At 50.6% G+C, this 23,016-nt stretch carries 27 protein-coding genes and 1 pseudogene; 17 read left to right on the plus strand and 11 right to left on the minus strand.

The genetic code is table 11. From position 1 onward, the window contains the following. Positions 1–54 precede the first annotated feature (54 nt). Both KRAC_RS61635 and KRAC_RS15340 read right to left on the minus strand, forming a co-directional pair. Positions 55–534 carry an Hsp20/alpha crystallin family protein gene (locus KRAC_RS61635; protein ID WP_007908436.1) on the minus strand — a complete coding sequence of 160 codons (480 nt, stop codon included), beginning with the start codon at positions 532–534 and terminating at the stop codon, positions 55–57. 214 nt (positions 535–748) lie between these two features. Beyond that, on the minus strand, positions 749–955 hold the full coding sequence (locus tag KRAC_RS15340; RefSeq protein ID WP_007908437.1) for a hypothetical protein: 207 nt from the start codon (positions 953–955) through the stop codon (positions 749–751). Between the two features lie 614 nt (positions 956–1,569). Here KRAC_RS15340 and KRAC_RS15345 point away from each other — a divergent pair. Beyond that, on the plus strand, positions 1,570–2,034 hold the full coding sequence (locus tag KRAC_RS15345; protein ID WP_007908439.1) for a hypothetical protein: 465 nt from the start codon (positions 1,570–1,572) through the stop codon (positions 2,032–2,034). A 139-nt stretch (positions 2,035–2,173) separates the two neighbouring features. Here KRAC_RS15345 and KRAC_RS15350 read toward each other — a convergent pair whose 3' ends face one another. Further along, positions 2,174–3,388 (minus strand): tyrosine-type recombinase/integrase, encoded by a 1,215-nt coding sequence (locus tag KRAC_RS15350; protein WP_169460893.1) that lies wholly within the window; start codon positions 3,386–3,388, stop codon positions 2,174–2,176. On the opposite strand from KRAC_RS15350, the gene KRAC_RS15360 reads away from it, so the two are divergent. Continuing rightward, on the plus strand, positions 3,349–3,849 hold the full coding sequence (locus KRAC_RS15360) for an IS1/IS1595 family N-terminal zinc-binding domain-containing protein (RefSeq protein WP_007905782.1): 501 nt from the start codon (positions 3,349–3,351) through the stop codon (positions 3,847–3,849). The genes KRAC_RS15350 and KRAC_RS15360 overlap by 40 nt on opposite strands. After that, the gene (locus KRAC_RS15365) at positions 3,810–4,400 is read left to right on the plus strand and encodes a hypothetical protein (RefSeq protein ID WP_244421978.1); all 591 of its coding nucleotides are present in this window, start codon (positions 3,810–3,812) and stop codon (positions 4,398–4,400) included. The genes KRAC_RS15360 and KRAC_RS15365 overlap by 40 nt, the downstream gene beginning before the upstream one ends. A 217-nt stretch (positions 4,401–4,617) precedes the next feature. Here KRAC_RS15365 and KRAC_RS15370 read toward each other — a convergent pair whose 3' ends face one another. Continuing rightward, positions 4,618–5,067: a hypothetical protein gene (locus tag KRAC_RS15370; protein ID WP_007908440.1), complete on the minus strand. Its 450-nt coding sequence runs from the start codon at positions 5,065–5,067 to the stop codon at positions 4,618–4,620. Positions 5,068–5,153: 86 nt separating this feature from the next. After that, positions 5,154–5,699: a hypothetical protein gene (locus tag KRAC_RS15375; RefSeq protein WP_157506464.1), complete on the minus strand. Its 546-nt coding sequence runs from the start codon at positions 5,697–5,699 to the stop codon at positions 5,154–5,156. Between the two features lie 314 nt (positions 5,700–6,013). On the opposite strand from KRAC_RS15375, the gene KRAC_RS15380 reads away from it, so the two are divergent. Both KRAC_RS15380 and KRAC_RS15385 read left to right on the plus strand, forming a co-directional pair. Next, positions 6,014–6,421, plus strand: a complete 408-nt coding sequence (locus tag KRAC_RS15380; RefSeq protein WP_007908442.1) for a response regulator — start codon at positions 6,014–6,016, stop codon at positions 6,419–6,421. Positions 6,422–7,026: 605 nt separating this feature from the next. Then, positions 7,027–7,461, plus strand: coding sequence for a hypothetical protein (locus KRAC_RS15385; RefSeq protein ID WP_007908443.1), 435 nt, complete (start codon positions 7,027–7,029; stop codon positions 7,459–7,461). Positions 7,462–7,716: 255 nt separating this feature from the next. Here KRAC_RS15385 and KRAC_RS15390 read toward each other — a convergent pair whose 3' ends face one another. Both KRAC_RS15390 and KRAC_RS15395 read right to left on the minus strand, forming a co-directional pair. Then, complete coding sequence (locus KRAC_RS15390; protein ID WP_007908444.1) at positions 7,717–8,589, minus strand: tumor necrosis factor receptor family protein; 873 nt, start codon at positions 8,587–8,589, stop codon at positions 7,717–7,719. An 85-nt stretch (positions 8,590–8,674) separates the two neighbouring features. Next, positions 8,675–9,523: a helix-turn-helix domain-containing protein gene (locus KRAC_RS15395; RefSeq protein WP_007908445.1), complete on the minus strand. Its 849-nt coding sequence runs from the start codon at positions 9,521–9,523 to the stop codon at positions 8,675–8,677. Positions 9,524–9,971: 448 nt separating this feature from the next. Here KRAC_RS15395 and KRAC_RS15400 point away from each other — a divergent pair, with 448 nt between their 5' ends. From KRAC_RS15400 to KRAC_RS15425, 6 genes are all read left to right on the plus strand, one after another. Then, a complete protein-coding gene (locus KRAC_RS15400; RefSeq protein ID WP_007908446.1) occupies positions 9,972–10,253 on the plus strand; it encodes a hypothetical protein in 282 nt (93 codons plus the stop codon). Positions 10,254–10,414: 161 nt separating this feature from the next. Continuing rightward, the gene (locus tag KRAC_RS15405) at positions 10,415–10,789 is read left to right on the plus strand and encodes a BAR domain-containing protein (protein ID WP_007908447.1); all 375 of its coding nucleotides are present in this window, start codon (positions 10,415–10,417) and stop codon (positions 10,787–10,789) included. After that, on the plus strand, positions 10,762–11,364 hold the full coding sequence (locus tag KRAC_RS15410) for a hypothetical protein (protein WP_007908449.1): 603 nt from the start codon (positions 10,762–10,764) through the stop codon (positions 11,362–11,364). The genes KRAC_RS15405 and KRAC_RS15410 overlap by 28 nt, the downstream gene beginning before the upstream one ends. A 3-nt stretch (positions 11,365–11,367) precedes the next feature. Next, positions 11,368–11,934: a hypothetical protein gene (locus tag KRAC_RS15415; protein WP_007908451.1), complete on the plus strand. Its 567-nt coding sequence runs from the start codon at positions 11,368–11,370 to the stop codon at positions 11,932–11,934. 117 nt (positions 11,935–12,051) lie between these two features. Then, positions 12,052–12,633: a glucosaminidase domain-containing protein gene (locus tag KRAC_RS15420; protein WP_007908454.1), complete on the plus strand. Its 582-nt coding sequence runs from the start codon at positions 12,052–12,054 to the stop codon at positions 12,631–12,633. A 3-nt stretch (positions 12,634–12,636) separates the two neighbouring features. After that, entirely contained in the window at positions 12,637–12,897 is a 261-nt protein-coding gene (locus tag KRAC_RS15425) for a hypothetical protein (RefSeq protein WP_007908456.1), read from the plus strand. On the opposite strand, the gene KRAC_RS15430 is transcribed toward KRAC_RS15425, so the two are convergent. Both KRAC_RS15430 and KRAC_RS15435 read right to left on the minus strand, forming a co-directional pair. Further along, a complete protein-coding gene (locus tag KRAC_RS15430; protein ID WP_007908458.1) occupies positions 12,894–13,928 on the minus strand; it encodes a DUF4179 domain-containing protein in 1,035 nt (344 codons plus the stop codon). The two genes, KRAC_RS15425 and KRAC_RS15430, sit on opposite strands and share 4 nt — an antisense overlap. Continuing rightward, positions 13,915–14,520: an RNA polymerase sigma factor gene (locus KRAC_RS15435; protein WP_007908459.1), complete on the minus strand. Its 606-nt coding sequence runs from the start codon at positions 14,518–14,520 to the stop codon at positions 13,915–13,917. The genes KRAC_RS15430 and KRAC_RS15435 overlap by 14 nt, the downstream gene beginning before the upstream one ends. A 679-nt stretch (positions 14,521–15,199) precedes the next feature. On the opposite strand from KRAC_RS15435, the gene KRAC_RS15440 reads away from it, so the two are divergent. Beyond that, complete coding sequence (locus KRAC_RS15440; RefSeq protein WP_007908463.1) at positions 15,200–15,412, plus strand: hypothetical protein; 213 nt, start codon at positions 15,200–15,202, stop codon at positions 15,410–15,412. A gap of 123 nt (positions 15,413–15,535) precedes the next feature. On the opposite strand, the gene KRAC_RS15445 is transcribed toward KRAC_RS15440, so the two are convergent. Further along, on the minus strand, positions 15,536–15,913 hold the full coding sequence (locus KRAC_RS15445) for a hypothetical protein (RefSeq protein WP_007908464.1): 378 nt from the start codon (positions 15,911–15,913) through the stop codon (positions 15,536–15,538). A 132-nt stretch (positions 15,914–16,045) separates the two neighbouring features. Between KRAC_RS15445 and KRAC_RS15450 the strand changes: the two are divergent. Next, positions 16,046–16,917, plus strand: a pseudogene (locus tag KRAC_RS15450) (IS5 family transposase). 276 nt (positions 16,918–17,193) lie between these two features. Here the strand turns inward: KRAC_RS15450 and KRAC_RS15455 are convergent. Continuing rightward, on the minus strand, positions 17,194–17,976 hold the full coding sequence (locus KRAC_RS15455; RefSeq protein ID WP_007908468.1) for a hypothetical protein: 783 nt from the start codon (positions 17,974–17,976) through the stop codon (positions 17,194–17,196). A gap of 330 nt (positions 17,977–18,306) precedes the next feature. Here KRAC_RS15455 and KRAC_RS15460 point away from each other — a divergent pair, with 330 nt between their 5' ends. From KRAC_RS15460 to KRAC_RS15475, 4 genes are all read left to right on the plus strand, one after another. Continuing rightward, positions 18,307–19,887, plus strand: a complete 1,581-nt coding sequence (locus KRAC_RS15460) for a hypothetical protein (protein ID WP_007908470.1) — start codon at positions 18,307–18,309, stop codon at positions 19,885–19,887. Between the two features lie 295 nt (positions 19,888–20,182). Beyond that, positions 20,183–21,136, plus strand: coding sequence for a TOTE conflict system archaeo-eukaryotic primase domain-containing protein (locus KRAC_RS15465; protein WP_040442572.1), 954 nt, complete (start codon positions 20,183–20,185; stop codon positions 21,134–21,136). 206 nt (positions 21,137–21,342) lie between these two features. Beyond that, positions 21,343–21,588 (plus strand): helix-turn-helix transcriptional regulator, encoded by a 246-nt coding sequence (locus KRAC_RS15470; RefSeq protein ID WP_007908471.1) that lies wholly within the window; start codon positions 21,343–21,345, stop codon positions 21,586–21,588. A gap of 60 nt (positions 21,589–21,648) precedes the next feature. Then, positions 21,649–22,806, plus strand: coding sequence for a tyrosine-type recombinase/integrase (locus KRAC_RS15475; RefSeq protein ID WP_007908472.1), 1,158 nt, complete (start codon positions 21,649–21,651; stop codon positions 22,804–22,806). Positions 22,807–23,016: the final 210 nt, after the last annotated feature.

Below are 23,016 nucleotides of genomic sequence, written 5' to 3' on the forward strand. Positions count from 1 at the left end.
GGTATGCCCCTATTAGAAGGGTAGAGAGAATGAGAATACATTGTCACATCTTCATCAGGCGTCTGTATCAGGACGCTGTATAGCTACACGCTCGGCTCCCGCCTGAGGTAGCCTGGGCAATTCGACCCATAAGAATCCATTCTCGTAGCGCGCGGTGACTGCGTCCCCTTGAATGGGATAGGGAATATACACCTCCAGGCGAAATGGGCCGTAGCGTACCTGGGCTTCATGATAATAGAGATTTGGCAAGCCGCCATGGATATCCTGGCGCGTTCCACTCACAATCAGAGCATCTTCGTACAGTGTTACCTCTATCTCTTCTTCTGTCATGCCTGCCAGCTCGACCTTGACGATCATCGTCTCAGGCGATTCAAGGATGTCAGCGAGCGGACGCCAGGAGGAAGAGCGATGTGATATAGACTGCTGTCCCTGGCGCAAGGCCTCATTAAGGAGACGACGATAATGCTGCTCCAACTGGTGTTGCGCCCCCGCTCCCACCGAGCGATAGGTTACCTGCCTGTAACGCATGCGCATACTAGTATCCCTCTTTATGAGACGGGGAACCAGACATCATAGGCATCTAGACATGAGTCATAGCCCTGACTGATCTGCTCCCTGCGACTCTTTCTCCAAATTTGGCGACAAACGGCGATGCGAATGAAGAGCAAAAAGGCAAAAGTCCAAAGCTCACTACGTCTTGTAGCGTCACCTTGCCTTTTGCCTACAATATTTCTACAAGACGACACGCCTATACAATAGGCAGGTCTTTTTCGCCCGTTTCAAGTGCCTGCCAGCAATCGGGGCAAAGGTACTCGAACTCGGAAAGGGTTTCGTCCAGTACATCGCCTTCAATGATATGGGAGTCCTTTATAGGAGTTGCCTTACCACATCGTGCGCACAGCACAATATCTTCTGGGACGGCAGTTCGGCGGGTTCCAAGAACGTCTTCCTGCATGGCCGACACCTGGCTTTCTTGTACTATTTCAGCGATGACGTGTCCTACAAACCTTGGCTATTCAGATCGCTTCGCCACAACATCTTTTTACTACCCATAAGAACCAAACAGAAGCTGCGACTATTCCCAACCGGGTCATGCTGACTGATATGCTCATTTACGTATCCAGCCACGCGCATATAACCGGTTTCATAGCACACAACGCTTCTCTCTGGAATAAGGCGATCTGACCTATTGATTATGGCACGCACACCCTGAAATTGCAAGTACAATTGACTATAGGTAAGCTCAAGTCCCATGCGCATTCAGTACGCCAACTTCAAGCTAACTTTTCGCGCCGCCAATCAATATCAGCGCTTCCTACTTCTCGTGAGTAGGAGGAGGATGCACGTTCTCAAGAGCGCCTTCGCGCCTGCGGCGCTCAGGGGTAAGGGATGTGGGTGGAAAGCCCTGCAATCAATACAGTTAACGGTTGCAAAGGGGCGGGTTGATATGCTACTATGTTTCTATGTTTATCAATATGAGTTACCTTATTTGAGACGCTAATCGCAAATCGTGCGTGATTGAAGGGTAATCAGTGATCGATTGTCCGCCGTAAATGAAGAGGTAGAGTTATGATCACGCAAACAATCCAGAGGTGGTTGCGCAACGTATTCGCATGGTGGCCATGGGGACGCTCCAAAGCGATGAGCAACCAACAGGCAACAAACCTGGGGAATGCCTCCATGCTCTCGAATCCCCCCAGGCTCCTCTCCTCAGAAGGCCCTATGCCTCAAACAGGCATGACCACTGTCGCTATTGAGCATGAGCATCCCTCCATTCTTGATACACCTTTTAGTCAAAAACCAGGCAGTTCCACTGACCAGACGGCGCTTCCCAAAACGTCATCCTCTAGTAACCAGGCCGCTGAAAATGCCCGAAAAGATGATGCCGGTGCCAATAAGCCCGAGAAACCAGCATCCACCTTTGAACAGCAACTCGCCTACCTACGCTACCTCTATCAACATGGGCTCATCAATGAGGGCTTCGCGGACGACGCACTACCCAGGCAATATCGCAAGAGACGCTTCCACAACTAAGGAAAACAAAAAGAAAAGACGGGAGGAGAGTCCTCCCGTCTTTTCACCAACAAAGCCGCCTGTTAAAATCACTTCACAAGCGGCTTGCATTTAGCACTACAAGCTGTAAAACCTGAGCTGACACCAATCCAGACACCAATTAGCTTTTCTCGTCATCTTCGACATCCGAAGGCTTACTCTTCTCAAAGAACTCATCTAAAAGTCTTGCAGGTTCCTCTTGCATCGCGAGATCGACATGCGTATAGACGTTCATCGTCAATCGATAATCACTATGGCCGAGTATCTCCTGCACAACCCTTCCATGAACCTTCATTGCAGCCATTAGTGTTGAATAACTATGACGAAGATCATGAATTCGAATATGAGGAAGGCCAGCCTTTTGCAGCAACTCATTGTACATCTTCAAGGTATATCCAGGGTTTAAACGTCCGCCTTTTAGACCAGTGAAGACATACCCCATCTCAATCCAGCGACTACCACATTTTTCTCTCGCTTGACGCTGATCCTCTTGATGGTTCAGCAACATCTCCACAATAAAAACAGGGAGCAAAATCTCACGAATGCCATGTTCTGTTTTGGGCTCATTCTCCACATACCCATGCCCATAGACATAATCAAACGTACGACGAACACGGAGCACACGGTTTTCTAGATCTATCTCATCCCACTTCAGCGCCAGCAATTCACCCCGACGCATTCCAGTCGCCATGACCAGCATCAGAAATTTCTCTAAACGCTCACCTTCAGCCGCTCTCAACAATCTCAACAACTGATCCTCGTTTAGAGCAACCGACTTCTTAGAAACAACTTTTGGAGGCTTCACCCGATCACACACATTCCGAGCAACAAGATCAAGGTTCAAAGCTTCCTCTAAAACCAGATGAAGGAGACTATGGAACATATTCACTGACTTTGTAGAAAGCCCATCCTCTAGCTTCTCATTCAGGAAATCATGCACGATTTGAGGAGTAAGCTTCTTCAGCGTGAGACGACCCAATGCAGGAATGATATGCACTCTCATCAGTTGGTCATACTCCACACGCGAACTCACACGAAGATCTCGTTTATGTTTCAGCCAATCACGCATAAAAGATTCGAGCGTTGGGTCTGGTTTCTCAATAGCAACCCCTTGTTCCAGCTCTCGAAGCGCCTGCTTGACCTTCTTTTGAACCTCTGGCCTTGTCTTTCCATAAAATTGTTTCTTACGCCGTCCTGGGCCAAGAGAGACAGCACCAACCCAACGTCCATCACTACGCTGGAAAATCGGTAGTGACTCCGGAAGGGGGTGATAGAATAGAGAGGAGGAGGTGAACGATGAACAAGCGAGAAGCAGAGGAGCAGAGCAGTCTGCCAACGTGTCCCAATCCCGCATGCTCAGGGCCGCGCGTTGTGCGCAATGGCAGCCACCGGGGACGGCAACGGTATCTGTGCCGCACCTGTAAGACGTACTTTGGAGCAACGCAAGGCACGCCGATGTATGGGTTGAAGACGCCTGCCCCCGAGGTAGCGCAAGCGCTCTTGGTGGTGATGCGGCGCGGCAGCTTGCGGGCTGCCGAGGAGATCACCGGGCACAAATACGAAACGATCAGTGTCTGGCTCAAGCGAGCAGCAGAGCATGCCGAGGCCCTGACGCAGGTGATGGCTTGCGATCTGCACGTGAGCCAGGTGGAAATCGATGAGTTCTGGTCGTTTGTCCAGAAAAAAAGGGGACTGAAGGGGCGTCCGACGAAGGAGCACGCTGGGCTTGCCTCGTCCAAGATCGGGAGAGCCGCTTCGTGGTTGCCAGTGCCACCGGACCGCTGGGCGAGAACCTGATGACGCGGGCCGTCAGCAGGACGGTCCTGCGAACCCATCGCCGCCCGCTCTGCTGGTTTAGTGATGGCTGGCATGGCTATGCGGCCATTCTCCATCGTGCCTATCGCCAACCCCAGTCGCGTCAGGGCAAAACCGGACGGCGCAAGTTGGTGGTGCCTGACACCGTGTCGTTGACGCAAACAGTCAAACACCGTGATGAGCATGGACGCCTCCTGTCAGTAGCAATCCGCATGGCGATGGGAGCAAGCCAGGGACCCGCCGGGACCGTGCACGTGGAGCGACTTCATGGTGCGTTGCGTGATCGGTTGAATGCGCTGACCCGCAAGACGCATGCTTTTGCCAAACGAGACGCGACCTGGGATGCGCTGGTCGGCTTGCAGATCTTCGATCACAATTTCCATCGGGCTCATTACGCTCTACGCCTGCCGCTTCAGATTGTCGATGGCGTTCATCGCTATCACCATCGATCTCCAGCAATGGCTCTGGGCGTGACTGATCATCTCTGGTCCTTCCAAGACTTGTTGACTACTCGACTCCCTATCACCTCTTAGAGGAGTCACTACCGGAAAAACTAGAGAGCAAGCAAAATGCTTACTTGCTAACCAATCTAAAAAAAGCAAATAGGCAGGTACAACACTTTCTAGATACCCTTGATCAAGTAGAGGACCCACCAATACCACACGAAAAAGGAAGAGCATCAAAAGCACAAGAGAGCAAATAAAAGATCCTGGTAGTGTAAAGCTACCAGGATCTTTTATAACCTATGTTCTAGGCTGATTGTTGCCTAAGTTGTTTTATCTTAGCTATCTCTTCGTCCAGCTCCCACTTGTTGGCGAAGACACGACCTCCACAATAAATCTTTCGTCGCGAAAACTCTTCTGGCGTCGTTTCCATCTCCCGCTTCCGCACCTTTTCCTTCGCATCAAAAAACCACGGTTCAGATAGCGTATACTGCTCATCGAAGACCCAGGCAGGACACTCTTCTCCATATTTACGAGCAAACCACTCAACAGCAGCTACACAAAAGACCGCCCAACGATGAACATACATATTCGTTGTGTCATGTGGAGGTAACGGGTCAGCTATCAAGACCGCCCTTTGATCGGCATGATACGCATACCAGTTATTCATAAAATTCCCTAACGCCACCCAAGGTTGCATACCATCTCGTATCTGCTCAAATGAAAGCTTCATCGTCTGCCAGTGGCTAAGCTTCATCTCTATACCTCCACTGTATAGAAAATCCTTCTTTCTACTGGTCTTCAGTATATCAGACCAATCCCAAGAAAGCCAACATACCGCAGCTAAAAGAACTTATCTAGCGTGTCCTCAACACTATGATAATTCTGCATATCCTTTGTAACGTATTTATCAAGAAGACGCTGTGCTTTTTGACGACTTGTTACCTTAAGGCGATGCAGCAACGCATGAATATCATCCATATCTTTTCGTCGGCCAGCAATGATTTTCAAAGCCAGGATATAATCAGCAGGAGGAATATAGATTTTCAATGGACCAAACTGCTTCCAGAGCTTTCCTTTAGGCACACGACCAACCATCTGCATAAAATCGCCAATATTGTCACTCAACCACTTCTCACTCAAATCATAATCATAGGCCACAAATCGCACTGCATTCTTGTACACACGATAGCGATCGGGATCGGCCAGAGCATCAGGATTCATCACTAACACATCCACATCTTCCGTAAAGGGACGGTTATGAATCTGTGTCAGCATAAACCCACCACCAATCATCTCAAGTTCAACAGGTCTCTTCTTCGAGATACCCAGTTCCTCCAACTGCTTACCCAACTCCGAAAGGTAAAAAAGAATATCATCCTCCTGCACAAACAAGCCTCCCTGCATGCTACTCCATCAAAAACGACATCAGTTGCTACCCAAACTTTGCCTTTTGACGCATACTTTCCAACAGCCACATATGCAGGATATACCATATTTTAATCTATACGCCTGGTAAGCATTCTAATGATACATGCTCAAAAAAGAAACATTCCCAAAAACGAGGCTTACTTCTGCAGGCTATTGCAAATCCTTCTTTTCAGAGTTACCAAAATATGATCATGAAACGTGTATGTATGACCAAGGAATAAAGACAAGACAAAAAAGTAAAGCACACTCCTCAAGAGGAGAACAATAAAGATATGGGAAAGAAAATATTAGTAGTTAATGACACCCAGTCCATACTTGAGATGTTTCGTGAACTATTAGAGCCTGAAGGCTATGAAGTAGTTCTCTCCTCTTTTCCTATACAGAATATAAAAGAGGTAGAGCAGATCAAACCAGATCTCATCATTCTCGATATCGTCTTTGGCAACCAAAAAAGCGGATGGCAAATGTTACAGTTACTCAAGATGTATCCTCCCACTTCAAAAACACCTATTATCGTGTGTAGTGCCGCTATATCTGAAGTTAGAGACCAGGAAGGATATTTAGTCTCACAAGGCGTGCAAGCACTATACAAACCTTTTGATGTAAGCCTCCTCTTTCACTTGGTAGAACAAGCATTTAAAACGAGTGAAGCAAGCATGCAAAAAAAGAAACAATCATAAAGGTTTTGGTATTCTCGTTAACGAAGTAGTAAGCCATAGAAATCACGATTCTAAAGCCAACACACCAGTACAGCATTTAGGACAGCGACACTCGCAAACGTCTAAAAGAAATCACGAGCATCCAGAAACACCAAAGCCAGATTCTAAGCACCAGGAAGACGACAACAAATACCCTCAAATAAACCTACTAGAATCTCTCCTTCGACACCAAAGCTGACGCCAATTTAGACACCAAAGACGATCAACAACATAAGAAATCATTAGACAAACTTCAACAAACCAAATTGCTTAGAGCCGCTTGGATAGCCCTCAAGGCACGTATAAAGCCAACGAAAAATACGTCATGGCGTAGTTCAACTCTCCCCATCTGCACCACAAGAAGGCTAGAAGTAGAATAGATAAACCAGCTTCTAGCCTTCTTATACGCATCAATGGCAAGCTGTGCTTGGAGAGGCAATTTCTATAACCAAATCAGGAGCACCAATACTCCATGAAAAGGAAGCTATAGCCTAAGGCCTGGTGGAGCTTTTCTACCTTGACCATAATAAATAAAGAGGTAGAACACCGCAAACATTGACGTTCTCCAATCCAGAAGGAGGATAGCGATGACACCAGAACACCACATGAGGCTTGAAACGTTGCGTCTCTCTGTCGAGACAATCAAAACAGCACTAGAAACTGCAGAAGTGCAAGAGACAGAGGCCAACTACATCGCATTCATAAACATAGTCCGAGAGGAACTCAGGTCACTAAGTCAGTACATCCAATTTACAGAGCGCATCCAAGTTACAGAGGACATCCAAGCTACAGAGCACATCCAAGCTACAGAGCACATCCAAGCTATAAAGCACATCCAAGTTATAAAGCACATCCAAGCTATAAAGTACATCCAAGCTATAGAGCACATAAAGTACATCCAAGCTGCTATGAATGCTCAAATAACGGGAAAAACTAGCATTGAGAAACCGAAAAGAGAAGCAGCACCGCCATCGTTATTTTGGTCAGCTCTATACAAGGAACACTTCCGGTCGACCTTATAGCTCTGGTCTATGGCTCAGGTTGAAAAAAATCAAGCCCTCATCTAAGCTGAGCCAAATCCGGCCTTCGACACCAAAGCTGACACCAATTTAGACACCAAAGACGATCAACAACAGAAGAAATTATTAGACAAACTTCAATAAACCAAATTCCCCTAGAAAGGCTTATAGAGCCTTTAAAGAGAGATATAGAGCCACCCAAAAATAAGTGTGGACGGGAGGAGAGTCCTCCCGTCTTTTAACTGTGCTTCTGACAGGCTATTCCGCGGGTATATATCCCTCGGCCTGTGCCTGAGCCTCTGACTCAAAGTAGACGATATCCAGGGGTGAGATCGACTCAGATGTGAGTTGCTGAGGCGTGCCAATAGGATAGTAACGCTTTGAACTTGCCACACCAACCAGTTTTGCAGTCTCCTGGTCGGCTGGCGGTTGCTCTTCGGTTACAATCGGTAGGGCAGCCTCTGCTAGTTGCGCGTCCTCCTCACGAGGCAGGTTAATGGCGTGAATAGTTCCTCGCGCGGTTTCAACAGTTTTCTCGCGCAGATTTCCATTCTGTTTGAGCAGGACATGCTCTTCCTCTGTCAATTCAGGCTGTTGCATACGCTTACGTAGGACAAAAATCATGGCAATCGTTGTGGCAACCAGGCCAATACCGAAGCCGATAAGCGCCCAGAAGCGTCCATCCTGTTCGCTGATCCCCTGGAATACGCGCTGGCCATACTCGTTCAGACCTTTATTGATCTTCCGGCTCTTCTTTGTCACAGAACGAGCAGCCTTCTCACTCTTCTTTGAGAGTCGCTTCGCGGTCCGATCACTAAAACGAGCCAGTTCATGCGCGGCCTGCTCGCGTCTCTTCGCGAATTCGTGAGCGGCCTGTTCGCTATATTCACCCAGGTCCTGGCGTAAATGCTCGCCGTACTTCGCCAATTGCTGGCTCTGCTTGCGGCCTCGATGACGCACAGTGGAGGCCACGCGTTCTCCGCGTGTCCGCAGCTCGTCGGCCAATACTTCCCCCCGCTGTATTATATTCTGCGCGTAGGGCGAGTTCGTCAAATCCCAGAGAGACTCACTTAACGAAGGTTTCGTTGTGGAGAACTCCTGGACCTCTTGTTCTTGTCTCACCTTTGGCATATGTATTCTCCTCGCTCAACTTGTACAACCTACTACTCTGTACACGAACAGTATATTATAGTCGCTGCATGTTCGTCTTCAGTGCTTAAACTTCATCTGTGGACATATCCCTACGCTCGCTATTGTTCGCTTCTTTGGCTGTCATTTTGGCTGTCAAAGAAGCTTCTTCTATCTTAGAATTCACTGCATACTGAAAACTTTGTACGAGGCGCGATGGGTTCGGGCGGTTCATATCTAATACGTACGCACTGTCAGAAATGTGCCATAGCGGGGAGAAGAAGAGCTTCTTAGCCATCATTTCGCCATCACCAGAAACAACGCGCCCATATATTTTCCCAAGCATCCGCTCTGGTGCTTGTTCGCACCAGAAATTAAACACGCCGTTTACAAGCGCCAAGAAATGGTTTTTCTTATCAGGGCGAACAATAACGGAGGCTACATAGAAATCGTATGTACCTGGCTCCTCAAACGTAAGAATATCCTTCTGGGGGTCCAGGTCTATATCGCGTATCTCACCTCGTAGAAGCTTGAAAATGGTCTCTTCCTTGAGTGGTAGCATATTAAGCGCTCCCCAGAAGTCGCGGCGATCCTCTTTGTTATAAAGCACACGGCATATCTGTGGATTGCGCTCATACCACTTTCTGACTATAGATGGATTGCCGGTCTCATCGCCGTAGACCGTGTACTCCAAATCATACATGTTGCCTACATCAGAACTTTGAATCCAGTTTGTTTCCCCTAATTGTTGTGGTGTAGCATCTCTTTTTAGCTTACTGCCTAATCGTGCTATCTCTCTAGCATCATACACACCATGCTTACTGACAGCCGTTGGATAATGCTTTGCGATTTTGCCCTCTTTAGCAAGGCGATAAAAAGTGGAAGCAGGTATTTTAAGTACTTCTATTGCTTCACTTGCGGTTAAGTAGTCCGTCACTGTGCTCCCTCCTGTAGGATAATTGGCTTAATCTATCCCAATTATACCACTGATTCTCTCAAAACTCTCAATTTGGTCTTAAAAACCTTGAAACTCTCAAAAATCTCACTTATAATCTTTGGTAGAAATGGTAGTTCTCAAAAACATTTAAGACTATCGCGAGATATTCGCAAGCACGTTACCAACTGAATAGGCTATCTATAGCCACTGTATGCACTATCCAGCGAGCCACACCTGAGTAGCTGCAAAGCGGCAAAAAGGCATTAACGGGGCGGAGGCTGCGCGTACTACCTGGACGAGTGATTGACTAGGTACAGCAGGAGACCTGGAAAACTGCATATAGCGTCCTTTCAAGGTTTACCCCTGGCTTTCGCCTTCTCAAGCTAGAGGCAAGCCTTGGAAGTCAAGGTTGGGTCAATCCATTTCAGCCGAGAAGGGAGTCTCTTTTATGGCAGATAGCACGGCCCCAAACGCGACCAATGCGAAGTACAGTTTCTCGACCAGCACCATTAGTGCTGAAGACTACAAAGCTGTCCAGGCTGAGCGCGAAGAGTTCGCCAAGAAGCAGCTGGCCGCGAACAACGAGTTCATGTTTCAGCACTACGCCCGTATTCTGCGCGCCCTGGATATCTCCTGGGAGCGCGTCACCAAGGCCAATGTCATTCTGGAACGCAAGACACGACGCGAAGAGGCGAAGAAACGACGCGAAACGTTACGCGTTCGTAAGTAGTTTTTGTAGCGCATCCTGCGGTGAAAAATCGTGAGCAGGCCCTAAGCAAGCCACGATCTTTTCATCGCTTTTTACACTCGTTTTTGTCGGCTAGTACCCGGCTACAACACGGCTAGTTTGATTTTGTTGCCAACTTTTTTCACAAACATGGAGGTGGTTTCTTGGCAATTCTCAGTGCCATCAAATCAGGAATAGGGAAGTTCAATCCCTTCGCTAAGCAAGGATCGTACCCCTCGACGAACGTAAGCGGAGGGTCTACCATCCAGCGGCAAGACAGCGAAAAAATTGTTGAAGGTGAAGTGGTCATGTCTTACAGTGAGATGGGGCCAGAAGAGATTCAGCGGCGCAACTATGCCATCCTGGCAGAAGTCACCCACGACGCGCCCGCCCATGATCGTATCCTTGATATCATCAAGGAAATCTGGCGCATTGTGGGGCCGCTGGCGAAGTCTTCTACTACCTGGCGCACTTCTTACCCATCAGCGAAAAGCAAAACATCTGGAACCAGGTGCTTTTATGGGGCGTCACGCTCCTGATCGAAGTCCCTTTTATGATCGCCACCTATGATCTCTCTAGCCGCAAAAAGCGTGCAGCGGAGGCGAGAGAGCGCGGACGAGAGACCAAAGAGCATGACACCTTTGGCGCGGTTGTGGCCTGGGTGTGTATGGCAGTGGTCAACATCACGGGTCAGGTCGCCTTCCTGGCTCTAGTCACGAACGTAGCGCATACGAGCGATGGTGCGAACTGGATTTACTTTTTCATCATCGTGCGTGTGCTGGGTGTGCTCCTGGGTGATGCCTACATTGCGTTTTTCCTGCTCCCACCCGAGACCACTATCACCCGTGTGGTTCGCACTATGCGCGCCCAACAAGAGGGCATGAAGGTGCTGGGTGAAGCAGCGATGGAACGCAAGCGCGAAGAATCCAAGTTGATGCTGGATATGCAGCGCGACCAGAACACTATCAACCGCGAAAAGAGCGAAGCCAACTTTATGAACCAGTTTGCGCAGATGAATATGGAGAATGCTCTAGAACAGCAACGGGCATTCTTACGGTCACAACGCAAGCGGGAACGTGAGGACGGCTATGATCCAAATACGGGGGGTCTCTAAGCCATGCTAGAGAGACGCTATAGCCACTACAAACAAGAAGATGTGTGGGCCACGCTCTACCAGCTTCAAAGCGCCCTCGGGGTCCAGGTGCATGATGGCACCGTCCACGGCAATAGCGTCTCTCTGAGCCGTGGCGGCGTGGTCTATCAAGCGGTCATCTTAGCGCGGTCCAGTTATTGGTATGCCAACTCCTTGAACTGTGTGGAACGCTGGCAACATCAGATCACCTGCGTTGTGGCAGGGACACATGATTCATGCCTGGAGGTGCCTGTCCTGGCTATCGATACTATGCACTGGTACGAGCCAAAGACCATTCGTTTAAAAGGAGACACCCTCCAGCCATTCAAGCTCGACGCAGCTGGCCGGGCCGCTGATCGCTTTGAGCAATGGCGCAAGACCCAGTACGGCCATAACATCTTGCTTGGCGCGTTGATGTGTGGCCGCCCTGATGCCTTTGAGCGCCTGCACACCTTACCACCCTCAACGCAGCGGCGTATTCACGCGAAGGTCAAGCGCCTCCACTTACGGCGACCAGGGCGGCCGCTCGCCGTTCTTGAAGACAAAAAATAAAGGCGGCTCTCTGCACTGTAGTTTGGCGACTTCTGTCAGAGGGTCCCGCCTGTGGAAAAACTTTGCCCCACATGGACAAGTATACCATGTGGGGTTTTCTGTGGAAAGGATCTCCACATGCAGAAAACACTTCTCACGCTCTTGCTTATCCTGGTTGCAGGCGGATGTGTCTACGCCTGGGCAGGTACACAGCAAAACACCATTCCAACCACCTTTGCAGCATCGCACACCGTTACTGTATCGACCTCGGACACCATCACGAGGTCACCTACCATCTCGGCGGCGTTCATTGACCGCGTGCTTATGGCGGCGGGTTCACCTGCACAGGGCATCGGGCAAACCATGTATGACCAGGGCGTGGCCTACGGGATTGATCCCGTGTTCGCACTGGCCTTTTTCCATCACGAAAGCACCTTCGGCCTACGCGGCGTCTCAGTGGTCACGCTGAGCATTGGCAATATCCGCTGTACCGAGGGCTGGCGATGTGACCCGAGCGGCGGCTATCGGGCCTACTCTTCCTGGCGGGCCAGTGTCGCCGACTGGTACACCCTCATGAAGACGGTCTATATCGCAGACGGCCGGACCACGGTTGCAACCATCATTCCTAAGTATGCCCCCCAAAGGGACAACAACGACGAAGCGGCCTATATCCAGAGTGTCATGGCTGACGTGATCCGCTGGCGAGGAGGGCAAATATAGAATATGGCTCGTACATCACGACGTACCCCCTCTCGTCGCCCTGGTCACAGCAATGCACAGGCCACCATTTCTTATCGCAAGCCCTTTGACCTCATGACATCTGAGGAGGGGCAACGCTGGCTAGAAGGCTTACGCGACCAGTGGGTGTGGCAAGTTTTTTTGCGCGAAGGATATCCTGGGTCTACCTCTCATAGTGCCACCCCACAAGAAGGCAACCCTAAGGCTGCCTTCTCATCTTGTCTCTTGACCGAAGCACGACGCTAGGACACTTGGAAATTGAATGTCCACGTGCTGGGTTTTGCGTCCTTCGGCGTATCTGGGTTCCCTTTAGGGATGATGTCCTTGATGGTGAGAGACCAGTTTTTACTCTTCTCGATCGGGATATATCGAGCGTAGATAACTCGTTTAAATTCAGGCATGCCTGACATCTCGTAGTTTGACGCCTCAGAGCTACTCAGTGTGGCTTGAGTGCGGAAACCTCGCTTGCCCTGATAGCCCCTGATGAAGAACTCGGTGCCAGAGCGAGCGTGGACCATCTTGTCGAGCGTGAGCGTCACCCCATTTGAGGTGGCCTGCAATCCGTTGAACTGTATCACCTTCCCCGGATGAAATGGGGCGGTGAAGGCAATGGTTGCCCTCTCATGACCAATAGAGATATCGAGCAGCAGGTCAAGTTGCCGTGGATTGCCAGTAATACTGGTAGCGTCATAGCTCCACGCCTGCGCAGACTCGCTGGTAATGCCACCAATGTATCCAGGCAACGTCTGCCCTTGCTTGGTTCGTAGCTGTGGTACATCAATCGGAGGCGTATTCTTCGACGTTGAGCGCGTTGAAAAGCCAATAGAGATCTCAACCTGATCCGCATATACCCCTTCAAGGGTCACCTCGACACCTCCAATCGTCCGTGATTGGTGCCGCAGAGTATAGTCGCTGTTATGGATGACCTCTGATGGAGGATTTCCAAAACTCATCAAACCTAATACCTCACGTACCTGTGGCGAGAGCGCGAAGGTAGAGGCACTGGCAAGGGTCACAACTACGAACAGAAGCGCGATGGCGGTTCCCATACTCAATGAGAAACGGTGGGCTGGCGCGAAATGGCGTGGAAGCGCGGCTGTGCGCTTCGTCAGCGTCTCTTCTAGGTAGCGAGCCTTCGTCGTTCTCCAGCTCAGCCAGAGTGGGGGCACTGGGTGCGTATACGCTGTATGCAGGTCGCTGAGCAGTGTGCGAGTCACCTGATCGTGCTCCTGCTCCAGGAGATCAGAATACTCTTGCTCTATATCAAATTTCTTCATCTTGACGGTAGCCCTCCTTCAGTGTGTGGAGAATACGCGAAAGTTGTTTCTTGACAGCCGCCTGGCTCTTGCCAAGCACAGCAGCGATCTCGGATGAACGTAAGCCCGCAGCGAAGCGCAACGCAAGCATCTCGCGCTGCGAGTGTTTTAAACGCACAAGAAGATCTTCAACCCGCTTGAGTCGTTCCTGAGCCAGAAGCGCTCCCTCAGGGCCCAACTCGTCTTTGGAATGCAGTATTTCCGGCAACAAATCCCAGGAGACCGTGCCACGCTCCTTGCGCTGTTTCTGGCGGATAGTATAGAGCGCAATACGAAAAAGCCAGGCAATAAAGGGAATGCCACGTAACTGATAGCGCGGCAACGCACGCAACGCGTGCAGAAAGGTCTGCTGCGTCAAATCCGCTGCATCTTCCTCGCTATGCACGTGCGTTCGCGTGTAGCAATATACCTGATACGCATACCGCTCATAAAGGGGAGCAAAGGCCTCCGGATTGGCCTTCGCCGCCTCTATCAGCTCAACCTCCCGCTTCTTCTCCTCATCGAGTTCGATGGAAGGTTGGAAAAGCGATGGCAAGACAAGCAATATATTCACATTCCAGGTCCTCTAACTTGTTCTATGGTTTTTCTTGACCTTTACAAAGGTCTTTCATCGCGATGTCATAGATATATGTCGTTTTTCGCCAAACGGGGACATTTTTTGTGGTGAGTAGTCACAAGGTGACTGCTCAGGTCCCTGCTTGTGGCAGACGTCTCAGCACCCAAGTGCTTCGCGAGTTTCTACAGTTTAAGCGCCTGAGCGCATGGTAGCCGATCGTACCATCTCTCTATTGCCTGGACTCCGCTTCACGCAAAAAAACTTGCCACACCCGCGACCAGTTGGCGTGCAAGCAGCAACGAGAGCGGGCCTATCTCGACCGGAGGGCGGCCCGCGGCACACACACACCTACAGACGAAGCCTATGAAGTTGATCAGGTGTTAGAGGATGACCTACTGGCACTTCTCGACCGGCTGATGAGCGAGACCAGGAGGGAGACCGTAAGCCATGAATGAACATCTATGGCAACACTATCAAGGCCTCTTAGAGCAGGCCCCCATACAAGCGCAACGCCATTGTGTTAGCTGCTGGTACAAAAAAACGTCAGCAGGCCCGTTCCCTGCTGACTGGTCTTCTTCGCTGTGTCCCTCGTGTGCTCAGCAGATCAAACAGAGTGCCTGCCCTGTGAAGCTATCCACGTCAATTTACCTGCATAATGCAAGGGAGGTCTAGCACTATGATGCTTCTTGTCATTCTTGCGCTGGTCGTTGTGGGCATTCTTCTGCTTTGCCAACCGCGACAGCAAGACGAACGGCCGTTACGCGATATTCCTTTGACAGCAACCCCGGAGGAGTGGGAAGAATTGGAAGAGGATGGAGAGGTCACCATCTTGAATGATCGCGACTCTCGCACACCAACTATTCAGTACAAACGCTATCGAGACGAGTAGGAAACGTTGGTATAACCAGCCCTTATAGCACTTGCGATAAGGGCTTTTCCTTCACAACGGTGTTTCCCCTGATGGTTTACCTGACTACCCGGGATATTAAACGGCATCTTAATAGCCATTCCCCTAATTGTTTACCTGGTTCCCTTCCCTGTTGTGGTTGTTCTGATAGTAGCCCCAGTTATTTCCCTCATTTCCGCTGTTGTTCTGATTAACTCCCTCATAATAGGGGTTATTACTGTTGTAGTCGTTTGTCTGTATGTTTTGAATGGTCACCTGGTAATTTTTACGATTCGAGAAATTCGAGGGCGTGTACGCATAGCCATCCTTTGTTGCATTGCGTGTCACTGCTAGGGAAGATGTTGTTTCTTTGGGGCTCATAGCGACTGTTGCCCGCTTTGAAGAGGCAAACGCAATTGAAGGCATACCTGATAACAACGCCATTGAGATTATCAGGCTTGTAACAATGAGGATCACCCTCTTTTTTTTGAAAGAAGAAACCATCACACTCTCCTACCTTTCTGGCGCTGGACAAACATCTTTCCTTTTCGTATTTCTTGAAATACGTACTAAGAGCTTATCCGAAAACTGTGGTTGGTACAATGAAAAGAAAACCAAGCGAGGTGAAACAAGCATATGGCTCGAACCCATCCATGGAAAGTCAGCGATGAATTGTGGGAACACGTCTGTCCTCTGATTCCTGTTCGCCTTCCTCACCCCAAGGGAGGACGACCAGCCGCCGATGATCGAGCGATGTTTGAAGCCATCGTCTATATTCTGCGAACGGGCATTCAATGGAATGCCTTGCCCCGTGAAATGGGTGCCAGTTCTACCGTCTATGACCGGTTCCGTCAATGGGAAGCGGAAGCGCGTCTTCGCTCGCCTGTGGAAAGCAGGTCTGCACCTCTACGACGAGTTGCAAGGCATTGGCTGGGACTGGCAGAGCCTGGATAGCTCGACGAGCAAAGCCCCTTTTGCCCAAGCCGCGGTCGGACCCGCTCCCACCGATCGCGGCAAGCAGGGAACCCGCGCGGAGCATTCTCTGTGATCGCCGAGGTCTGCCCTTGGCATTGGTCATTGATGGGGCCAATCGCCATGATATGAAACTGGTCGCTGCGACGTTGGAGCATCACGCGATTGCACGCCCTGAACCCACCATTGAGCATCCCCAGCATCTGTGCCTGGATGCTGGCTATGACTATGATGTCATCTACAGCCTGCTCTATGAGGAGGGGTATGAGCCGCATGTTCGCCTTAATCGCCATAACCATGCGTGGTATTGGCAAGCGCTTTCGCAACAAGGAGAGACCCAGGAGCCTGCCAACGCTCTGGAAACGACCAAAGTCCCCAGGCGCTGGGTGGTCGAGCGCCTTTTCTCCTGGCTCAATCGCTGGCGTCGAATCATCATTCGTTGGGAAAAGCTGGACCGCACCTATGATGCCTTCCTGCGTTTGGCCTGTGCTCTCATGTGTTTCCATCATTGTGAACGTCTCTCAGTTTTCGGATAAGTTCTTACTGGGTTCGCCAGGATAACCTCTCACTATGATCAGTGTACCTTCTTCAAAAACTGATCCATTTGCACCTGTAAACGACATGGAGGATTTGCGCCATAGTCTCAGTGGCTCACCAAAAAAGAGACAGGAAAACGTTCCCGTCTCTTTTTTCAGTTTAGATGCACAGCCGATCGGCTGGCGTGATATCCCGCCAGGTTGACGTGCGCGACACGTTTTCCCTTACCGTCTTGCCAGTCCTCAAAGCAGGTGCAATACAGGCTCTTCCATGTTCTAACGGTGTGTTGTCAGTTCCAAAAGAGGCACGCCGGGGAGCAAGTTGTACGTGTTATGATTTTCCTGATGCCTCACGGTGTTTCCCTGATAATTCCCTTTGCCTCCCAGACTATGAAGGAGGTCGGGGAGCAAGTTGTACGTGTTATGATTTTCCTGATAGCCAATCGTGTTCCCTTGATTGTTCACCGTGCTTCCCGCAGCATTAAATTGCTTTCCAATAGCGTTTGCCTGATTGTTGACCTGGTTCCCGCTGTTGCTGGCGTTGTCCTGATTGTTGCCCACGTTATAACCCTGGTTCCCGCTGTTGCCCTGGTCAACGCCCCAGTAGTAGCTGTTATTGTTGTTGCTGCCGTTTCCTCGGCGGATCACTTGTCTGTTGATCTGGGTTCCGATAATACTTTTCTGATTGTTGACCTGGTCTCCGCTGTTGCTGGCATTGTCCTGATTGTTGCCCGCATTATATCCCCGATTTCCGCTATTGCCCTGGTCAACGCCCCAGTAGTAGCTGTTATTACTGTTGTTGCTGTTCCCCTCTTTGTATTGATTGTTCACCTGATAATTGAGACGATTTGGGAACTTCGAGAAGGGGTACCCATGGGCACCCTTTATTGCGTTGCGTGTCTTTGCCAGAGAAGATGGTGCTCCTTTGGGGCTCTTGGCGACTGTTGCCTGCCTGGAAGCAGCGAACGCCGTTGATGAGATACCCCACAAAAGCAACAGTGAGATTACCAGGCTTGCAACAATGGGGAGCCTCCTCTTTTTTATGAAAAAATAAGACACTATCTACTCCTACCTTGCACCACTCAAAAAGCATTCCTTTTCTTTCCGAAGATGCACGTATGTACCAGATTAGTCGGGCAAATAACCTCTCGTACCAGTATAACGTCCTCAAAAACAGATTCATTTGAACCTGTAAACAAAGTGGAGAGGAAAGTACACCATGTTCCCAGTTACGTGCCAAATGAGACTGAGAAAAACGTTCCTGTTTTCCTAAAGAACTTGGGGGCGCGATCTAGTAACACGCGCCGTTCTTTTTATCCATCCTTCTAGCACCTGCTAGAAGGACTTTGTCATTTGTAGAGAAAGAAAAGTCTGAGGAGGATATAACACTTGGATGAAGAACTTGTTGCGGCATTTGCAAAGATGCTTCAAGCGGATGGGTTGCCAGGGGTGCTGGTCTCGAACCGCCCCTGGCGTGAACTGTCAGCGGATGCCATAGCTCACCTGGTCAGCACACGGACGCCCATCTATGTGCGACACGGCCAGCTGGTGCGCATCCAACGCAAGGAAGACGACACCCCTTGTATTGAAGCGCTCACGGAAACCACCTTAAAGGGTATGCTCGCACGGACCATGAACTTTGTCAAGGTCACGGTCAAAGGCCCCATGCATTGCCCTCCACCTGACGCCATGGTGAAAGATATTCTGACTCTGGGAAATTGGCTGTTCCCGCCCCTAGATAGCATCATTGAATTTCCTGTCATTCGTTCAGATGGAACGCTCATCACCACCCCCGGCTATGATGAGCAGACACGGCTCTACTACGCGCCCGTGCCAACACTGCATATCCCGCCTATCCCTGAGCATCCCACAGATGACGACATTGTGAGCGCCCTGGTCCTCATTGAAGAGGTGATAGGACAATTCCCCTTTGAGAACGATGCCAGTTATGCCAACACGGTCGCGCTCCTGCTCACGCCTCTTATTCGTCACGCCATTGATGGACACGTCCCGCTGGCCCTCATCGATGCCACACGACCAGGTACAGGCAAAAGCCTCTTAGCTGAGACCGTGGCCCTGATCGCTACTGGACGTAAGGCCTCCATGATGACGGCTCCCTATGACGATAACGAGTGGCGCAAGCGGATCGCCTCTACCCTGGCCGAGGGCGCAACCATCATCACCATTGACAACATCAAGGCCCGTCTTCAGTCAGCGAGCCTGGATTCAGCGCTCACGTCTCACACAGTCAAGGAACGCATCCTGGGTGAGAGTCGCAACGGCGTCTATGCTCAATGCGCGACCTGGATGGCGACGGGAAACAATATCCAGTTAGGCGGCGACCTGCCGCGGCGGTGCTACTGGATACGCATGGACGCCCGCACGGCCAAGCCCTGGACGCGTGGCGGCTTCAAGCATGATCTCGAGACCTGGATACCCACCCACCGGGGCGAGATTATCACGGCCCTGCTCACCCTGGTACGTGCCTGGTACGATGCCGGAAAGCCTCTCATGAGCGAGCCTATCAAGATGGGCAGCTTCCAGGCCTGGGTCAACACCATTGGCGGCATCCTTGAGCATGGCTCAGTCAATGACTTCTTAGGCAATGCTCAGGCCCTGCAAGAGCAAGACGAAGACGCCCTCCAGTGGGCGGCCTTTCTCCGTGCCTGGCTTGCGCATTATCACCTGAACCAGATTCTGGCGTCAGTGCTTGTCAAGGATATCAAGGCAGGCTCGACGCTTGACGAGATAGAGAGCACCCTGGTAGGCCTCTACAATGCCTTGCCAGATGACTTGACCGATATCCAGAAAGGCGACTTCAAACGGCGGCTAGGCAAGGCCCTCTCTTACCGGGTTGGCACCCAGTTTGATGAAAGTGGCCTGCACCTGGTCAAAGGGGAGCCAGATAAACGCAGTGGCGCGGTGTACTGGTCTGTCGCCTTACCCGATTCTGTAGAAGTTGTGCTGTAGGGAGAGGGTCAGAAGGAACGTGCTCTCGCACGGTTTTTTAGGGAAAGGAAAACGATGTGGGTTGTCACACACAGCCATCGTTTTCTTTCCCTAAAAAGAGAAATCCGCAGGTTTGCAGGTTTCGCAGGTTTGTATTCCCCAAAAGGATCAAAAAAAGAGGTCTCACTACCCTTTCCTAACGCATGAGAAGCGCGGCGAGAGGGTATTTTTCTGCACTGTACACACGCCACACCGACGGGAACCAAACCTGCAAACCTGCAAACCTGCAAGCCAGATACAAGGAAATGAGAAGACGATGCTTGCAATCACGAGCTACATGGAGACCTACCAGGCCCTGTTCGTGGGCAGGTCAGACGACTACGCTATCCAACTGAGTAGCGGCCGCTACCGACGCGTGGGTAAGCCGCTCACCAAATCAGAAGTCTTTGACCACCTGATCGGCCGCCATACGTGCGGCACCTATGTGATGGACACCCAGGGCCGCTGTCGTTTCGCGGTGATCGACGCCGACATGGAAGACGGCCTGGCCCGACTCTGGCAGATTCAAGACCAACTGGCAACGCAAGGGATTGTCTCCTACGTGGAGCAGTCCCGACGCGGCGGCCACCTCTGGGTGTTCTTCACTTTTCCAGTGCCAGCCTCCCAGGCTCGCGCCTGGCTCCTGCCTTTCTGCCCCTCCGATATGGAGTTCTATCCCAAGCAGGACGAGGGCAAGGGCTACGGTTCCCTGATCCGGCTTCCCCTGGGTATCCATCGCAAGAGTAAGCAACGCTATCCCTTCGTTGAGCGCGGCGCGGCCGGACTGGTCACACTGAGCGCACCCGAGGAACAGCGCATAGCCTGGCTGGCCTCTATCCAACGCATGGAGGTTCCCCTGGTGAAGAGACCAGCGGCGGCCACGACCATGCACAGACACACTCCAACATCGTTTTCCCCATCCAACCCAGGCAGAGCCAGCGGCCCATCCCCTATACGCGAATGGAACGCAAGTCAGGACTACTACAAGCTGATTAGTCGCCATGTCACCCTGAATGAAAAGGGCGTGGGTAAATGTCCCTTTGGAGACCACCACACGGGCGGTGAAGACACCCAGGCCTCATTCAAGGTCTATGAACCTGGCGTCCCTGGTGGGTACTGCTGGTACTGCTACACCTGGCAGCGCGGCGGCTCGCTCTTTGACTTTCTCAAGTACTACTATCACCTGAGCAATCAGGAGTTATGGGAACGCATTCAAGCAGAAGACATCTAATCCCGCCTCTAGAGCGGTTCGCAGGTTTCAAAAATTTACGAGTCGGCCTCTAGAGCGGTTCGCAGGTTTAGCGCAGGTTTCATGCAGGCTTTCCCTTCTTGTGAAGCCGCTCTACAAGCGGCTCGCAGGTTTGCAGGTTTCAAACCCACTGATCCGAGGAAGAATTTTTGAGGCAACATAGCAAGCCATGAAAAGGACGAGGTGAGATGAAACGGAGAACGCTAACGGCTCAAGATGAGCCACCCCACCCACCAATACAGCTTCAACCCCTGCTCATAGATGTTGATACGGTAGCGGTCGTTCTGAGCATGGGACGAACAAAGGTCTACGAACTCATAGCCAGGGAAGAACTCCCTGTCTTGCGATTTGGGAAAGCGGTACGGGTCTACCTGCCAGAGCTACAGGCCTGGATCGTGCGACGGATACAAAGCGAACGCGATTTGATAGCGTAACTTCTAGCGGCTGGCATCTTCAAGGGTGCCAGCCTCTCTTCTGAGAAAGGGACAAAGACCATGCCGAAACGAAGAGGTCATGGCGAAGGCTCCGTTTATCCTCGCAAAGATGGGCGGTTCGCTGGCTATATTCGCCTGGAGGGTGGGAAAAAGAAGTACTTCTATGGCAACACTCGTAAAGAAGTACAGGACAAAGTACGGGCAGCTCTGAATGAGAAAGAGCGGGGCACACTGGCAACTGGCCCGAACCCGCTTTTGAAAGATTATCTCCCTGAATGGTTAGAGACGGTGTGCAAGCCTCCCTATCGCGCTCCACAGACCTATATATCCTACCGTTCAGTTATAAGTAAGCATCTGATACCCGAAATAGGACACCTCAAGATTCGGAACCTCACGGCCCGCCATATCCAAAATTTGTACACGAAAAAAATAAGAGAGGGTGCAAAACCTGCAACAATTGAGCAGATGCAAAAAGTGCTCTCAGGTTCGCTAAATAGCGCCCTGCAATGGGAAATGGTTTCAACAAACGTTGCGAGTAAAATAACTACTCTCAAAGGCGAGCAACGCGAAATATTACCACTGACAGAAGAAGAAGCAAAGGTTTTACTAGAAACTGCTAGGGGACACCGATTAGAAGGGATGATTCTGCTAGGTGTAACTCTCGGGTTAAGGCTCGGTGAAATCACTGCTTTGAAGTGGAAAAACATTGATCTTGATGCGCATACATTGACAGTCAAGCTTACAGTGAGCCACGTTCCCTCCATGAGCCACGTTGAGAAAGACCCTAAAACACGAGCCAGTAGAAGGAAAATAGACCTTCCTAACGCTGTCGTTCAAACCTTGCGGCAACATTATGACGAGCAAAAGGCAGAAGCTGAAAAGATGGGGCTCTCATTGAGCGAATGGAACCCCAAAGGACTTGTCTTCCTCAATAAGCGAAGAGGCTACATGTATGCAGGGCAAACACGTAAGGAGTTCTACGCTATTCTGGCCCAAGCAGGTTTACCAAAGATGCACTTTCACGATCTCCGGCATAGTGCCGCAACCATTCTTCTCGTAAAAGGGGTGCATCCGAAGATGGTACAGGAGCTTTTAGGGCATTCCTCTATTGTCATGACCATGAACATTTACTCCCACGTCATGCCATCAATGAGAAAAGAAGTGGCTGGCATTATGGATACCATTTTTAGTGAGAAAAAAGAGGAGGATAAGCCCTAATGGCTGTCAATTTGGCTGTCATGAGTGGCTATGCGGGAAGTGAGGGGGCTTGGGAGGCTGAATACTATACTGCTCGACATGTACACGAACAGTATAGTATTTCAGTTGGAAAGCTCGAAAGTCAAGCAAGGGAGTTGCTTGCAAGATCTAACAATCGCAGACCTGGCGCACCTGGCGTATAACCAGGGAAGGAGAAAACCTTGTTTAGGG

It is taken from the genome of Ktedonobacter racemifer DSM 44963 (assembly GCF_000178855.1).
Taxonomy (GTDB): Bacteria; Chloroflexota; Ktedonobacteria; order Ktedonobacterales; family Ktedonobacteraceae; genus Ktedonobacter; species Ktedonobacter racemifer.